The organism is Paenibacillus sp. J31R98 (assembly GCF_056269245.1).
The window spans coordinates 250,414-264,183 of sequence record NZ_JBWDNO010000007.1 but is presented as its reverse complement, the minus strand read 5'-3'; the positions used below and the strand labels follow the sequence as shown (position 1 = coordinate 264,183).

General features: G+C 46.6%; 8 protein-coding genes. 2 read left to right on the top strand and 6 right to left on the bottom strand.

Annotated elements, in window-relative coordinates; genetic code table 11:
* Window positions 1–40: 40 nt before the first annotated feature.
* The 6 genes from AC0YNX_RS23710 to AC0YNX_RS23685 form a co-directional block, all read right to left on the bottom strand.
* Window positions 41–1,744 carry a sensor histidine kinase gene (locus AC0YNX_RS23710; RefSeq protein WP_475818184.1) on the bottom strand — a complete coding sequence of 568 codons (1,704 nt, stop codon included), beginning with the start codon at window positions 1,742–1,744 and terminating at the stop codon, window positions 41–43.
* A gap of 1 nt (window position 1,745) precedes the next feature.
* Window positions 1,746–3,374, bottom strand: coding sequence for a response regulator transcription factor (locus AC0YNX_RS23705; protein WP_475818183.1), 1,629 nt, complete (start codon window positions 3,372–3,374; stop codon window positions 1,746–1,748).
* Window positions 3,375–3,458: 84 nt separating this feature from the next.
* Window positions 3,459–5,429, bottom strand: coding sequence for a type 2 periplasmic-binding domain-containing protein (locus AC0YNX_RS23700; protein ID WP_475818182.1), 1,971 nt, complete (start codon window positions 5,427–5,429; stop codon window positions 3,459–3,461).
* Between the two features lie 52 nt (window positions 5,430–5,481).
* Window positions 5,482–6,384 (bottom strand): carbohydrate ABC transporter permease, encoded by a 903-nt coding sequence (locus tag AC0YNX_RS23695; protein WP_475818181.1) that lies wholly within the window; start codon window positions 6,382–6,384, stop codon window positions 5,482–5,484.
* 25 nt (window positions 6,385–6,409) lie between these two features.
* Window positions 6,410–7,327, bottom strand: a complete 918-nt coding sequence (locus AC0YNX_RS23690) for an ABC transporter permease (protein ID WP_475818180.1) — start codon at window positions 7,325–7,327, stop codon at window positions 6,410–6,412.
* A gap of 216 nt (window positions 7,328–7,543) precedes the next feature.
* Window positions 7,544–10,696: a carbohydrate-binding protein gene (locus AC0YNX_RS23685; protein ID WP_475818179.1), complete on the bottom strand. Its 3,153-nt coding sequence runs from the start codon at window positions 10,694–10,696 to the stop codon at window positions 7,544–7,546.
* Between the two features lie 466 nt (window positions 10,697–11,162).
* Between AC0YNX_RS23685 and AC0YNX_RS23680 the strand changes: the two genes are divergently transcribed.
* Entirely contained in the window at window positions 11,163–12,644 is a 1,482-nt protein-coding gene (locus tag AC0YNX_RS23680; protein WP_475818178.1) for a spore germination protein, read from the top strand.
* Between the two features lie 35 nt (window positions 12,645–12,679).
* Entirely contained in the window at window positions 12,680–13,759 is a 1,080-nt protein-coding gene (locus AC0YNX_RS23675) for a Ger(x)C family spore germination protein (RefSeq protein WP_475818177.1), read from the top strand.
* Window positions 13,760–13,770: the final 11 nt, after the last annotated feature.

Here is a 13,770-nt window from a genome sequence, read left to right as displayed (position 1 = left end):
CCGCGGGCGATTTTTACGTTCCATATGATTCGGTGCCGTCTTATCCAGCCTCTCGATCTGCCAGCCTGCCAAGATCAATTCGTATGGTCACTAGTGTTCCCTGATTGAGCGAACTTTCGAGCGTCAGGCCGCCTGGTTTCCCATTCAAATTATTCAAGCGCCGGATCGTATTTTTGATGCCGTAGCCGCCATATTCGGGCTGATATTCTAGCTTTACCAGTTGATCGATTTTATCTGCGTTAATTCCGTAGCCGTTGTCCTCTATTGTAAAGACGAGCTCGTTCTCTTTGATAAACCCGTGAATTTGCAGTTTGCCGTGCTCTCCCTTGCCGTTCAACCCGTGCATTAAACTGTTCTCCACGATCGGCTGTAGCAGGTTCAGCGGGATGCTGCGGCTCATGGCATCCTCATCAATCTGGACTTCGTATTGGTACTGGCAGCCGTGCGTATATCGAATAATATCGACATAGAGCCCAATCATCTTCATCTCTTTAGCTACCGCAATTCGGCCAGTTCCTTTGTTGAGCGCAATCCGATAATAGTTGGTCATCAGATCGATGGTATGCGCCCCTTGCCGATCCTTTTGCTTAATGAGGGTCCACTTGATAACCGACAACGTGTTATAAAGCAGGTGAGGGTTGATTCTAGCCTGCAGCAAGTCCATTTCCAGCTTCATGTTTTCCGTTCGGCTGCTGGCTAATGCGGAGTAAGAGTCGTTCAGCTTACGTAGTACATTGATAAGCCGGTTCTTTATGACATCCACATCGTCGTTGCGTTGCGACAAGTGCTGGGCTTCAATATCTTCAAGCGAAAGGTCATGTGTTCGTAAATAGTTGACGAATTCGTTAAAAGAGCGAGTAATTTTGTTTGCTGTGACCGACGAAGTATAGATGACCGCTAGGACGAGCAGCAACAGGCATGCCGTCATCCATCCGATGATTTCCAGCAGTCGCCGGTCGAATATCGACTGGGGAACATATGCTATCATACGGCTTCCGTCTTTTAGTTCAGTTTCTGCTAGTAAGGCTCTATGGCCGGAAAGCGGATTGACGGCAGATAACTCGTCATTCCAATAGTATTTCGAACCTTTACGCATCACGACTTGCACGTTCTTCTGCATATTGAGATCACTTAAATAATAATGCAGCGAAGGCAATGGGATATTGACTGCAAGTGCACCTTTAAAGGTAGATAGAGTGACTAAGTTGCGATAAAAGGTGATGTACGCTTTGTTATTGATAATTGTCCACTCGGGGGCCCAAACGAAGCCCGTTGGATTACCTTTGATGACCTGCTCTTCAATGAAAGTGACTTCGGATGCGTCCAGATCGCTTAGATCTTCAATAAAGCTGCCCTTGAGGCCTGTATAATTCTTTAAGTAAAACTGGTACTGATAAATGTCCGATTCGGTGAAAGTCGCTTCGAACAGCCTTTGAAATTCGGTCATGGTATTAATGTTTGTAATGCTGTCTTTGTTGTTCAAGAGCGGAACATAGTAAGGACCCGACAAGATAATGTTGCTTCGATCCATATAGCGAGCAAAATCGTGATTGATCGGATCGGCCGCGCGATCAACCGATTCTTGCACTTTCTGGATGTAAGAGCTTTTAAAGTCGTTATACAGATAGAATCCAATCAGGATGGATATGATAACGAACGGAATTGTCGTGAACAGGATCAGGTTGAGCAATACTCTTAATTTCACGCTACCAGCAGGGAAGGTGAAGCGATTTCGCCATCTCATCTTATTGCCCCCGAACGCCTTGCTTATCCATATACTGTCTAGGGGTCATGCCCGTGTATTCCTTAAATACAAGGGAGAAATAAGATTTGCTTCGATACCCGACATGTTGAGCAACCTCATACACTTTAATATAGGGATCCTGCAGCATGCGCTTGGCCACTTCGATCTTCTTGCTGATTAAGTAATCGAATATCGTTTGGCCGGTCTGCTGCTTAAAAATAGCATTCGCATGGGCTGCGCTAAGGTAAAGTGGTTGTACGATTTGCTCAATGTTTGTATAACTGCCATAATCGCGGTCGACAAGTTCCTTAATATCCTCGACGATTTTGTTATATTTGCCGCCCGAATGCGAACGAGAGAGGTGCAAGCATACAAAGTGGATGGTCTCACCAAGCTTATGTTTCATTGACTCGACATTATCCATATGTTCAAGAGCGCGCCAGATACCTTCAACGTCTTCGATGACTCGAAGGAGGCTTTCATTCTTCTCTAGTAGCCCCGCTTGCAGCGTCGTTATCATAGCCAAAGACAAACCTTTATAGTAATAGGAAGGGTACCTATGTCCGGTAGAGAAATAACCGTCCAAGAAGGCGTTTACGTCTTCGCGGGAAGTGATCTCCTGATCCAACAGTTCTGCAATTCGTTGCTTCAATAGTTTGTAATCGTATTCGGGAGGCGTGTCTTTTGCTTTAACTTCAGAGACGAGTATGATCTGGTTGGTTCCTGTATAATAAAGGGAATCGGCGGCTAACAAAACTTGCTCATATTGATGATTCGCTTCAGTTAGTTGCGAAGAGAAGTCTCCGATGACGACAAAGACCGGCAAATGCAGTTCATTTGTAACCGCTTCCTTAAATTCGCCTACTAAATCCAACAGCTGGCTGACACTGTCCTCATCTTTCCACGGATCAATGAACAGCATATATCTGACGGTAGTCAGGTCTTGCATGATCACATACCCCTCGTATCGACCGGATATGGCACGCTCGAAACCGATCTTTAGTGAGTAACCTGCCATATAGAGACGATCCATGGATACTTCGCGGTCTTCTTCCCGAATATCCAACCCAATATGGATGACCGTAAATACCTTGCCATCTGGAATACCAAGGAAATGCACGCGGTCAGGCAAACTTTCCGCATCAATTAGATGGGGCTGCATGGTCAGCTCCTGCACGAACCTTTCCCGCAGAACAGGGAGACTCTGTTCGACTTGTTCTCTCAGCTGGATAATTCGACTTGATTGTGTCCGCTCACGAAGAATCTCCGTAATTGCTTTACCTGCTGCTTCCATTAATTCTTCAATGTTGATCGGTTTCAGTACGTAGCCAAAAGCGCCGTTCTTTAGTGCGCCTTTCACATAATCGAATTCGTCAAAGCAGCTCATAAATAAGAGCGCTGTATTTGGCAGCACTTGACGTATGGCGCCTGCCATCTGAATCCCATCCATTATCGGCATGGAAACGTCCGTAATCACAAGATCGGGTTCAATCTCGATACATTTGCGCAATCCTTCTTCGCCATTCACAGCACTGTCGATGACTTGGATACCTAACTCGTCCCAAGGAACAAGGTGGCGGATGCCTTCCCGATCCATGGGGTTATCGTCTACTATGAGCAGTGTTAACATGAACCGTCTCCCCCTCAGAAACCCCAAGATGCAAGATTGCAACCCTCTTGTCGACCAAGAGGGTTGCAATCATTGTAGCGTCTGTTATTTTGATTTGTCTAGCTCCGGTTTAATGTGCTCGTCATAGATCGTTTTATACTTGGATTGCATCTCGGTGAATGCATCCTTCCAATCTTGGCTATAAGTACCCAGGTAAGCATCGTAGTTCTTCTCGAAGTCTCCTGGGCTACCAACAATTGCTTTCACGATCGTGGTTCTTCCGGAGTCGCTTTCCCAGCCATTCGATTTATTCAAATTGCCGAGCTTGCTGTCCGGATCGAGTTGCGCTTCTGTCCAGCCGGTTTTACGGTAATAGGTCACGTTCTTCGCAAAATGTTGGCGGTTTACAACTTGCGTGACCATATCAATGTTGACGTTGTTTGCATCTGCTACTGTAGGGTAAACGTAGATCGGACCTTCGGCATAAGGGAAGCCTGCAATTTGATAAGTCTCAGCGTTCCAAGCGGTATGTGAGTTATTTTGCAAGTAGAGACCGTAGTGCGGACCGTCTTTATCGGATTCTTTTTGATACAGGATCCACTGCTCAATCCCTTTATACTCAGGTTTGAATCTGCGATCCTTGCCAGTGCCTGTCGACCATTCAGGAAGACCCCATTCACGCAGTTCGTTTGCTTCCTTCGATTGGTTCCAGTCAATCCAGTTCAAAATTTGTGGTAGTTCTTCATCTGTAATCTTGGAGCTGATGCCAATTCCCACAGCCGATCCGTCGAGGCTGGTCGGTGCGATCGTTGCGTTCTGGGATGGACCTGACATCGGCGATTGAGGGAAGAGGATGAGTCTGCGGAAACCGTAACCGCGTTTTTCCTTGTCGGACAGTGTGCGAGCGTCAGCCACAGGGCCCCATGCATTGAATACGGCATACTCGCCATTGATGATTTTTGCATTCATTTGCTCATCTTTTTGAATGAAGTTCTCTTTGTCGATCAATTGATCGTTGTAGAGCGTATTGTAGAACTTAATATAATCCTTCCATTGCGGCGTGAGTGGAGCGTAGTTGATCTGGTCGCCATTCGCCACATTAAAGGCAAAGTTTGTCCACCAGAAACCAGCCGTAGTATAGCTCGACCATGCCAGGGAATCAACAGTGTTGTTGAAGCTCAAGTGGGCAGGAATGACCTCTTTTTTGCCGACTTTCATATTAAGAGCTTTAACCTTCTGCAAGAAATCCAGCATGTCGGCTTGGCTATTGATTGGAATGTCGTTTGCTTCTTCGAAACTGAGCTTGCCGCCGTTAGCGACGTATAGGTCTTTCAATTCTTTCTCCGTTTTTACTTGCGGGAAGATCTTCTTCAGAATATCGTCGCGAAGATAAACGGCATATGGTTCAGTTGGAGGCGGGTTCTTCTCGCTGACGGCATCCCGAATATTAGGGAAGGCCATTGGATCGTAGGTGCTTGTATCATTGCCGCTTGGAATGTACCACAGCTTGCCGTCAATCAAATTGTCCTCATAATATTGGTCTACGGATACACCTAGTTCCTTAAGGGAAGCAACGGTTCGAGGCATGTATTTGATAATGTCATCTTTGCTGATTTCCCGGATATACTTACCTTCAATCAACATGCTGCGAAGCTGCGCGACACTGAAAATACCGTTTACTGCCAGGATGTCTGGCAATGTTCCGCCGACAATCTGATTTTGGAACCATTGTGCACGGTCCATGCCAGGCGGAATTTGAACGATCTCAGGAATGACCTTGGTTTTCTCGCGCCAGATCGGGGTCAGTACATCCTCGTTAGGCTTTGACGTACCAGTTTGAATGTTGCCGAGCATGGTAATCTTCAAATCTTTGAAGTTAGCTACTGGATCTTGTTGAGATGTGTCTTGTGATGTGTTCTGTGCCGCATCTGTTGTCGTGTTGTTTTTGGACGTGTTTGCGGTATTGCCGGAAGATGATTCATTAGAGCCATTATCCTTCGCGCAGCCAGCCAAAAGCGTCAAAACCATGACGGACGCAAGTGCGAGCTTTGCTCCTTTTTTACTGTTCCATTGCATACTTCGTTCACGCTCCCCCTAATTATGAGTATAACTTGAGATAGTGCTATGATTAAGCCTTTACGGCTCCAACCATCATACCTTTTACGAAATACTTCTGAAAAAACGGATAAACGAATAGTAGAGGCAGTGTTACGACAACTAGCGTGCTCATCTTTAACACTTCCGGTGTTGGCAGCTCACTTGCCACATTTGTGGGTATCTTGCCGGTAGAGGCCATGAGTTGAATCATCTCATTGCTTTGACTGGACAATACCGTCATGTAAAGCACATATTGCAGTACATATAGGCTTCGTTTGGTAATGTATAAGAGACTCGTTCCGAAATCGAGCCAAGCGCCAACGATCGCGAAGAAGAACATGGCTGCTAGTATTGGTTTGGCTAATGGAATAATAATGCTCACGAGCGTACGAAGTTTTCCTGCCCCGTCCATATTTGCAGATTCCTGCATTTCGGGAGGTATTTGTTCGATGAACGTTCGCATTATAATCATGTTGAAGAAGACAAAAGCTCCGGGAAGAATGTAAACCAGAAAGTTGTTAATCAGACCGAGCTTAGCGATGACAACATAGTTCGAAACGACGCTTCCGCCGATGAACATAGGCATCATGAAGTAGAAGAGAATCGCTTTCCGGCCGGGAAGGGCGCGATGGGAAAGCGAGAATGCGACCAAGAAGGTCACGCCTACCGAAATGATTGCTCCGATTATCGCTCTTGCAATTGTGATGACGAATGCGTCCACGATGAAAGGATTTTGAATGACATAACGATAGTTGTCGATTGTAAATTCCCTTGGCCACAACCAGAGTGGTCCAAGCGCTGCGTCTTTCCCGTCATTTAAGGAAAGCACGACGATATACCAGAAGGGGTACAGTGTGAGTGCACACAAGATAAGAATGATCGCGATGTTCGCGGTATCAAACCAGCTTTTTTCGCGTAGGGTGGATCCGTTCAATCTGCTCACCTCTTTCGTTGCTCCATCAAATGATCGAAGTTTCGTTCACTTTTTTGCTCGTGTAGTTAGCCGCCATCAGCAGCAGGAAGCTGATTAATCCGGAAAATAATCCAACAGCGGTTGCCAAGGAGAATTGCTGCTCTCGTACCCCTTTATAGAAGGTGAACGTATTAATAATGTTCGTATCTTCTTGAATAACGATATTTTGGAAGTTGAAGATCTGATCAAAGTTGCCGCCAACCATGCCCCCTAAGGCAAAGATCAGCAGGATGAGCGTCGTTGGAATCATAGCAGGAAGCGTGATCCTTAGCATTTGCTGCCAGCGTCCTGCGCCGTCTACCCGTGCGGCCTCGTAGAGATGAGGGTCAATCATCGTCATAGCTGCCAAGTAAAGAATGCTGCCCCATCCAATTTCCTTCCAGGTTTGAGAGATGACGAGCAACGGTAGGAATAGCTTGGAGTCTTGCATGAATACGATACGTTCTCCTCCGAATAAAGCTACTTTAATGTTGTTTACGAAACCGGAGGGGTCGACACTAAGAAAGATGTAAAACAATCCAGCAACGGTTACCCAAGATACGAAGTGCGGGACATAAGTAATGGATTGAGTGACCTTCTTGAATTTCGCGCTCCGAATCTCGTTCATTAGCAATGCGAGAATGAGGGGGGCAGGGAAACTGAAGATTAGGCTTATAACGTTGTAATAAATGGTTCGCCAAAGTAATTCATGAAACCATGATTCGGTTACGAATTCAAAGTGCTTCATGCCAACCCAAGGACTGTGCAATCCCATCCAGCCGTCAAAAAGGCTGTAATCCATGAAGGCGATAATGTTGCTGAACATGGGCAAATACTGAAATATAAATGTTAGCAGTAATCCGGGAACTAATAGCGCATAGAGAATGAGAAATTCATTGCGCAGCTTGCGTTTGTGCGTTTTCATCGCCGCTTCTATCCTTTCCGATGTTCTGTTGCACTTTCTAATTGTGAGCGCATACAGTTTCTTTATCTATGGCTATCTTAACACCCGGTTTCTTGCCGATATACCACACGATTTACGGAAAAGTAACGGAAAATGCGGGAGCTTGCAGCGGGATTTCGACATAAAAAAGAAGAGCAAGGCACCGAATAACGGTACCTTGCTCTCCTGAGGATGGTATTAGTTGATAAGGGAAATGTAGTCCACATTCACGACACCTGTATCGCCGCTATCGAACTTCAAAGCGATTGTATTGCTGCCGGCATTCAAGCTAAGTGTCTCTATTTGATCGGCCCAAGTGTCCCAGTTGGCCAGACTGGCGAGAGTCGTCTGTCTGATCTTAGTCCCGTTCACGTAGATGCTTAACGTGCGCGATGTTGTCTGAGCGTTCGCGAAGCGAATTGTAACATCCTTGTTGCCAGCACTTGAAGCATTTACTGTAAAAGTAACTGCGTCGCCAGTACCCCAGAAGTTAGCGGCGAATCCCGTACCGGAATAACCGGTATGGTTCGTGGCTGTTGCGACACTGCCCGCGTAGGAGGCAGACTCTGCTTCGTATTTGGTTGGAGACAAAGGGTTGGACAAGGACAAGTAGTCCAAATTAATGATACCTGTATCGCCGCTGTCAAACTTCAAGGTAATCGTATTGCTTCCTGCATTTAAGTTAAGCGTCTCGACCTTATCGCCCCAGGTATCCCAGTTCGCTAGGTTTGAGAAGCTGGTTTGCTTGATTTTCGTTCCGTTAACATAAATGCTGAGCGTTCTCGACGTCGTTTGACCGTTAGCGTAACGGAATGTCACGTCTTTATTGCCAGCGCTTGACGCATTGACCGTAAAGGTGACGGCATCACCAGCTGCCCAATAGTTCGCGACGAAGCTAGAACCAGAGTAGCCGGTATGGTTGGTCGCCGTGGCAATATTGCCAGAGAGTGCAGCACTCTCTGCCTCGTATTTATTTGAAGTAGGAGGTGGGGAAGTGAGGCCGCTGAATTCGAACCAGTCGAAGTTGCCATTGCCGGTGCCGCTTGGGAAAACAATAAAGATATCATGCGTACCGGTTGCCCCAGTTAAGCTTGCCGTGCCAGTCGTGAACGTCCCCCATGCGCCGGTGTTGTTCGTTGTGAGTGTTCCGACAAGTGTGCCTGTCGTGCTGTCCAACCGGATTTCGGCACTGCCTGTACCTGTATTTCCGCGAGCGTATCTAGCGGAGAACGTCGTATAGCCGCTGCTTAAATTAACGCCGTTATAACGGACATAGTCTCCACCGTCAGTGCTCTCAACGGCTGATCCTGTATTCGAGATGCCGCTCATGGCGCTGTAGGCTTCAGCCTCAAGATGAATGGTGCTTCCTCCAGAGCTTGAAGGTGCGACATATCCGGCAACCCAATCTGTGCCTCCGTACTCATATGCGCCGATATCCGGAGCAGCACCTACATAACCATCGGTTATGCCGGAGACGACTGCTCCAGCATCTTTGGCAGGTGAACTGCTTTGCAAGCGGAAAGCAAGACTGCCCGATCCGCTTCCCGAGAACAACGGATCAGTCGTTCGATAGAGGGAATTCGTACCGGAAGGAGTGTTCTCAATATACGTATAGTGAAACACGTTACGGAAAATATTGTTCTTCATAATATCAAACGTTGACGGTGAATCTGAATTCTCATTCTTATAAGATGTATAGCCACCAAGTGTAGCAAAAGTATTGTTATAGACCTGATGCGAGAAGGTTCGTTCAGAAGTGTGCTGAACATAGAGATCGCCAACCCCCGGACCGCTGCTCGCAAAATAAATGACGTTATGGTCAATGAGAGAAGGGCCAGAATTCTGGTCAAAGTAAATGCCTGTTTGTAGGCCGTATCCATTCGTAGGCGCTTTCAAGTCATGAATCCAGTTATGATGGATATGTAAACCGGTTGTGTCGGCATTTCTAGCAGAGTAGATGGCTCCTAAATCGATATTATTCATGCCGAAATCGTACAGATTGTTATAGCCAATCGTGACGTTCTTGCTATTCATAATATCGATACTTGAACGTCCGGTCCGATAAATCGTGTTGTTCGTAATCGTCTGCCCATCGCTTCCGTTCACAGGAGCAACCCCGCTTGAGTATGCCCCTTCGTAGTCGATATCATGGATCAAGTTGTTGTTCGCGGTTGAATTCGCGCCTAATACCACGCCCATTCCGGAGCTATACGAGATTTCACTGTCCTCAATACGGCTGTTCGCTCCCATTAAACGTATGCCTGTCGAGACTGCTGAAGTATCGATCTGGCCAGTGTGTGTATAGATGACGTCGGAATCCGTTATCGTTACACTGTGGTTAATGTACTTTGCATTTATTTCGTCCAACGTGATGTTCGTACTGGATGTATTTGTATTTACCGTAGCTGCGAATAGCTTGAGCTTACGAATTGTAATATAGGATTTGCCGCTCAGCTCGAACGCGTAATTACGCTTTTTCACTTCAACGTTTGCTGGACTTCCTCCGCCTGGCGCCCAAAGGTAAAGCTGAGAGCCATCATAGAACCATTCCTTCGCCGAATCTAGCGCACCAAGCTTGCCGGTCAAGTAATAATACTTGCGGAAGTCTGCACCGATAAGACCTCCGGAAAGCGTAAGTGTCGATCCGGATTGTGCCGTGATGTTCTGCGTTTGGGAAATGAACCAGCCATTCGCCCAAATCGTACCGCCCGCCCAACCGCCGGAAATGCTCGGAATAGAGGAATCGGTCAACGTTTGTGATCCGCTTGTGGACCATGTGCCAATGGTAGCATCTCGATAATCATTACGATTGAGCAAATCATTAGAATCAGGTAAATTCGGCCAGCGAGCTTCAATCATCATTTGCCCGTTTACGAACACTTGATTAGCCATGAGCGTTGTATTGTTTGTCATGTTAGCGTTGTAACCGCTTGTCATGGTAATCGGTTTCTTATAGATGCTGCCGCTATGAACCGTCCATCCGCCATCAGCGGTGTCTGCACCGCTTACCGTTACGTCTGCATCACCGTCCGGCTCGTAAACAATCGGATTTCCGGCACTACCGGAGTTCGTAGGAGTTATGGTTTCACGGTATGTGCCACTGCGGATTTTGACGGTGTCTCCGGCTGTAGCTACAGTCGAAGCTTTCTGTATCGTCGCGAATGGTTGAGAAGAAGTACCCGGATTGCTGTCAGATGCACCGGTTCCCCCGACGTAATATAATGCTCCTGAAGCTGAAGCTGTTTGTTGCGGCGTAATTGGACCCGTCGCAGCGGTGAGTGTAGCAAGTATAAGAGACAACATTAGCAACCAAATGGACTGTTTGTTTGGCCTTGATGTGGATGTCAACATACTCAAATCCCTCCTTAGATTAGAAAGAAAAACTGAGCTTGCAATAAACTGTGAGCTGAGTATGTCACCTTCCCTTCGAATTGTATGCGCATACATTTTACGCTGCATTCATCCTAGCACTTCGTTAAAACAAGGCAATACCCTAAAATTTTCGGAAGTTTAACGGTATCTGAAGATAAGATGGAGGATTTTTACATGCGATCCTATTCCTTGATTAGATATCTAATTTTGTGGATAAAGATCCTTGGATCGTGGTAGATTGATCGGAATGGGTGGTACTCACGGATTTACATTTCGGAGAGGTCATCACAGAATCTTCTTCCGTAGTTTAATAAACACTAGTAACGGCAGCCAGAATAAGGGCTGCCGTTTTTGTCATTTCGGACGGAGCTGTCCATATGAATGATCCATTTCTTTCTGCCGCATAATACATCAATATACATAAATCTAGGAGAACGGGACTCATATGCTGACAACAGAGCAAAAGGAGCTCGAGGCATTACTGCGGCTTTCAAGCCAATCGAGTGATTTCAAGATAAGCAAGATTACGTATTCGAATCGGCAGCTGTACATAGCCTACTTCAATACATTAATTGATCAAAAGTTGCTTCAGGAGCATGTCATAAAGCCCATACAGAAGTGCGCCTCGGCTGCTATCCCGACGTTAGAGGAGCTTCGCGAACGGATTCCGATCGACAATATCGAGATTACGGATCAAATCGATGTCATTCAATCGAAGCTGTTTAAAGGCGCGGTAGTCCTTAGGCTTCACGAATCGGATTCTGCATGCGCCTTGATTGATTTGGAGAACAAACGAGGAATCCGAACAAATAACGATACAGAGAATGAATTCAGCGTTGTCGGGCCGAAGGTGGGGTTCGTCGAAGATCTGGATACGAACCTAAGCCTCTTAAGAGTTCAGATTAATATCCCGAATTTAATCGTCAAGGAACTGATCATCGGCTCTGTGTCCAAAACGAAAGTGGCGATCGTCTATATAGACGGCGTAACAAATGAGCAGAACGTTCAAACACTGGAACAACGATTGCGCTCGATCGACTGCGATGTTGTATTCGACACGTCCGAGCTGGATCAGATTATATCGGACAACTCCATGTCGCCTTTCCCTTTGTTTGTTAGCACCGAACGCAGGGATCGGGTAGTCTACTCGCTCATATCCGGACAAGTCGCCGTCATCTGCGACGGCTCGCCTTATTTTATAACCGGGCCATCAACCTTGTTCGACTTCTTTATCTCCCCGGAAGACTATTATATGCCTTGGATTATTGGCTCATTTTTTCGCATCATTCGAATTTTCGGGGTGATATTCTCCTTGTTCGCAACCTCTATGTATGTCGCAGTAATGACGTATCATTATGAGGTCATTCCTAAGGATTTATTGGCTCCTTTAATCTTCTCAAGGCTCAACGTGCCGTTTCCGCCCGTCCTGGAAGTGCTTTTTCTGGAAGTAACAATCGAATTTCTTCGCGAAGCCGGAGCCCGATTACCGACCAAAATCGGCCAAACGTTAGGCATCGTCGGAGGAATCATAGTCGGCCAAGCAGCGGTCGAAGCCGCGTTAACAAGCAATATTTTGATTATTATCGTGGCCCTGTCGGCATTGGCCTCCTTTACCACGCCGATCTACAAAATGTCGAATACGATTCGCTTCCTGCGCTTTCCGATTATTCTGTTGTCCGCCGTCTGGGGCAGCGTGGGGTTGTTTATCGGGGTTTGCTTCCTGATCGTCCATATTACAAGGCTCCGATCGTTGGGCTATCCCTATACGGTGCCTTTGTTTCCATTACGGATTAAAGATTTCCGAGACAGCTTCATCCGCTCTTCGTTTCAATATACGGAAAACAGGCCGGGCTACCTCAAGACAAAGTCTAAGAAGCGGTACCTGCCAGAGCCCGTAAAACGGCGCTTCGATTGGGACGAAACATGAGTAGGCGATTGTCAAAAGGAGTGCCGGCATTGCCGTTGAAAAAATGGATTTCCATCTTTCTGATAACAGGATGTCTCACAGGCTGCAGTGGGCAAACCATCGTGAACAAAATCAACCTTGTCCAAACCATCGGTCTTGATTCCATGGAGAAAGGCGTGAAATGCACGGCGCTTATCGGTAATTTTAAAAAGAAAGGGGAGTCTAACGTTCAGCTCCTGAGCACGGTAGCGGAAAACACATTCGATATCATGCCGAGTTTAAACACGAAGACGAAGAACAGGATCGAATACGGTCAGCTTGGCGTGGCGCTCTTCGGACAAAGCTATGCCGAGCAAGGCATTGCGCCGATCCTGGAGTCCTTCTGCCGCAGTCCCAAAATATCGAGCAGCATACAGCTTGGCGTCACGGATACTACGGCTTCGGTGCTATTAGCTAAAGCCCGGCAAACACAGGACTCTTATTTCTTGTGTGACATGATCGACCAACATATCAAGTATGGCAATTTGCCAAGAATCAATTTGCAAGAGACGATGTTTCAATATTTCGGAGAAGGCCGTGATTTGTATTTGCCGCATTTCAGTCTGGAAGGGGAAGATATCCGGATGGATGGATTGGCATTATTCCGAGATGACAGATACGTAACGAGGATCGGGATTAAACAGGCATTTTTCCTAAAGCTGCTTATTCAGAACACGAAAAAAGGGAATTTTATCGTGCCTTTTCCTGGATCGAGCCGCAAGGATGAGAATGTGATTCAATTCGAAAGTTCGGGTTCTAAAGCAGTTTATAGGTTGGATCGGGTAAAACCTGTTCCTTCCGTCACCATCGAAGTAAGTTTGCGCGCTCAAGCCAGACAATACCCGGCCAGTATAGATTTCAGCTCGTTCGAACAAACCTCCAAGCTCGAAACGAACATCATCGCTTATTTAGAGGACGAATTGCGTCGGCTTCTTGCCTTCTTCCAGAAGAACGAAGTCGACCCGGTTGGCATTGGCGATTTCGTCCGGAGCAAGTCGAAGGATTGGAACGAAAAGCAATTTCGTGCACGATATCCGAAAGCAGACCTGAAAGTGCAGGTTCATTTTACAATCGTCGAACCTGTAATAACAGAGTAATGAATGACATT

What these genes read in the sequence shown, in the direction of transcription:
- AC0YNX_RS23710 (WP_475818184.1), bottom strand. Translation starts at nt 1,744, where the DNA reads ATGAGATGGCGAAATCGCTTCACCTTCCCTGCTGGTAGCGTGAAATTA.
- AC0YNX_RS23705 (WP_475818183.1), bottom strand. Translation starts at nt 3,374, where the DNA reads ATGTTAACACTGCTCATAGTAGACGATAACCCCATGGATCGGGAAGGC.
- AC0YNX_RS23700 (WP_475818182.1), bottom strand. Translation starts at nt 5,429, where the DNA reads ATGCAATGGAACAGTAAAAAAGGAGCAAAGCTCGCACTTGCGTCCGTC.
- AC0YNX_RS23690 (WP_475818180.1), bottom strand. Translation starts at nt 7,327, where the DNA reads ATGAAAACGCACAAACGCAAGCTGCGCAATGAATTTCTCATTCTCTAT.
- AC0YNX_RS23685 (WP_475818179.1), bottom strand. Translation starts at nt 10,696, where the DNA reads ATGTTGACATCCACATCAAGGCCAAACAAACAGTCCATTTGGTTGCTA.
- AC0YNX_RS23680 (WP_475818178.1), top strand. Translation starts at nt 11,163, where the DNA reads ATGCTGACAACAGAGCAAAAGGAGCTCGAGGCATTACTGCGGCTTTCA.